This is a genomic window from Paenibacillus sp. cl130 (assembly GCF_900116035.1).
In the GTDB taxonomy this organism is placed as follows: Bacteria; Bacillota; Bacilli; order Paenibacillales; family Paenibacillaceae; genus Paenibacillus; species Paenibacillus polymyxa_B.
The window spans coordinates 1-2,652 of sequence record NZ_FOYG01000022.1 but is presented as its reverse complement, the minus strand read 5'-3'; the positions used below and the strand labels follow the sequence as shown (position 1 = coordinate 2,652).

At 57.3% G+C, this 2,652-nt stretch carries 2 protein-coding genes; both read right to left on the bottom strand.

What is annotated here, in order from left to right; all coding sequences use genetic code 11:
* Positions 1-911: condensation domain-containing protein (locus BM358_RS26135; RefSeq protein WP_231517254.1), on the bottom strand; the 911-nt coding region annotated here is incomplete at its 3' end.
* A 154-nt stretch (positions 912-1,065) separates the two neighbouring features.
* Positions 1,066-2,652: condensation domain-containing protein (locus BM358_RS26130; RefSeq protein WP_256253408.1), on the bottom strand; the 1,587-nt coding region annotated here is incomplete at its 5' end.

Genomic DNA, 2,652 nt, shown 5'->3' with positions numbered 1-2,652 from the left:
CGCGCAAGGCGGTTGGATCGCTCGTTCAGCTCGCGGTAGGTCAGCTGCCGCTCGTTCATGACGGCGGCCACGTTGTCCGGGTAAAGCTCCGCCTGTTCTTCGAACAAGCCGTAAATCGTTTTCCCCCGCTCGAACCCGGTTTCGGTGTCATTAAATCGCTTCAGCAGCGTCTCCCTCTCGTCTGGGGACAGCACATCGGCTTGTCCGAGCTCCAGATCCGGCTGAAATAAAAGCACGGACAGCAGCCGAACAAGATGGTCGGCCGCCTGTTCCACAAATGCCCGCTCGTACCGCTGCCCGTCAAAGCTTATTTCCAGCTCGATGGAGTGGTTTTGGCGGTCGAAGCGAAAAACCGTATCAGCCGCCACCCGGTTAACCAGCGGTTCCGGATGAATCGGGGCGAAGGATGCGACGGTGTTGACGACCGGGAGGCCGTCCCCCGTATAGTCCAGATGGAGCGGCTCCACCATTTTCCGAAAAGGCAGGTGCTGATGCTCCAGCGCCTCGCCGATGGAGGCTTTGATGCCCCCGAGCAGCGTTCTCAGCGTCGTCTGGCGGCTTACGGACGTCTTGATCACCAAGATGTCATGCGGCGGCGGAGTCCCGTCGGGGTCTGCGCTATAAGAAGGCATGCCGACCAGCACTTGGTCCCGCCCGGTATATTTGAACAGCAGGCTTTTTACTCCTGCCAAAACAATCATGTACAAAGCCAAATTCGAACCGTTGGCGAGGCAAATGATTCTCTCCGAGAGTTCGCTCGGCAGAGTACGGTGAAGCAAGCCCGGCTCGGCCGCAGCTTCCCCGTCGGCGGATAATTTGGAGGATTGACTGTAGGGAAGGAAGCTCAGCCTGTCATCGGCATCAAACTTGCCGCTCCAGTACCGTTCTTCCTTTTCAAACAAAGATTTCATTTGTACCTCCCCTAAAAATGAAGTGACCGCATGCCCTGGCGCAGGTCCGAAAAAGCTTGCTTTCGGCCTGCGCGTTTACGGGCTTGGACGTTGTTCGCCGTCTTCCTTGGGATGCGCGCCGCTTTCGCTTGACGGCGGAGGCGCGCTTGTAGGATTAGAACGCGAATTCGATCGTATCGACGGCACTCTTTGCGCCTGCCGCCGGTTTATGACATTCAATCCGACTTAGCTCGAGTTGTGGATTTTCCGCAATTTGAGACAGTACCCGCAGGTAATCCTCGGTCAAGGTGCGGATCATCGCTTCTTTGAACAGCTTGGTGGCGTAGAAAAGGCCCCCGCTCAGCGCCCCGTTGTTTTCATACATAAACAGCGTCAGATCGAACTTCGCTTCTTCCAAATGGTCAAGCTCGTAAGTCTTCAGGCTGACCCCTTCCAGCTCGGCGTCTCGTTCTTCGATATTTTGCAAGTCGAAAACGGCATCGAACAGCGGGAAGCGGCCCGGCTCCCGCTTCACATTCAAACGCTCCACGAGCTCCTCGAATGGATAATCCTGGTTCTCGAAAGCACCCAAAGCCGTTTCCTTCACTTCTTCCAGGTAGGACAAGAACGTTTTGTCGCCCGACGGACGATTGCGGATCGCCAGCGTATTGACAAACATCCCGATGACCGATTCCAAATCGGCGTTCGTTCTTCCCGCCACCGGGGTGCCCACGACCAAGTCCTCCTGCCCGCTGTACTTGGACAGCAGCACGGTATAAGCCGCAAGCAGCACCATGAACAGCGTGCTTTCACGCTCGGCCGCCAATTTGCGCAGCCGCGCAGAGAGAGAAGCTTCGACGTCGAACTCCAGATGCGCGCCTTCGTAGCTGCGAGCCGCAGACCGTTCGTAGTCCATCGGCAGGTCCGCCGTCGGCAGCTCGCCTTCGAAGGTTTGCAGCCAGTACGCTTCCTGCCGCCCGATCCGCTCTCGGTGGGCCTTCGACTGCTGCCAAACGGCATAATCCTTGTATTGAATGCGCAGTGGCGGCAGTTCTTCCCCGGCGTAGAAACTTGAGAACTCATCGATCACAATCGCCATCGATACGCCGTCGGACACCATATGGTGCATGTCGAAAAGGAGAATATGCAGGTTCGACTCCAGCTCGATGACCCCGGCTCGCAGCAGCGGCGGCTTGCCGAGATCAAACGGACGAACGAAGCTGCGGACGATCTGCTCGATTTGAGCCGCATCCTCTTTATCCGCTTGATGATGCTCGATAGCAAAATCGACCTGCGGGTAAATCCGCTGAACCGCTTCGCCCTTCACGATTTCAAAACCGGTGCGCAGCGATTCATGCCGTGTTATCAATTTCCGCAAGGCGGCTTCCAACCGGTCTAAATCAAACTCGCCTTCCACCTGCACCAGCTCCGGCATGTTGTAAAGCTGATCCGCTCCATCCAGCGTGTGCTGAATGAATAGCCGTTTCTGCGCGGAGGACAGAGGGTAGTACTCTCTCTCCTCCGCTTGAGGAATGGCCTCATGCTCCCGCCGTTCCATCCGGGCGATCGCCTCGGCCATCGCCGCAATCGTCGAGTGACGGAATACGTCGCGCAGCGGCAGGTTGACGTTTAATTCCTTAAATACCTTGCCCGCCAGCGTCGTCGCTCGCAGGGAGTGGCCGCCGATGTCGAAGAAGTTGTCGTGAACGCCAATCTCCCTCGCAAGCCCCAGCACCTCCTGCCAAATCGCCGCCAGCTTCGT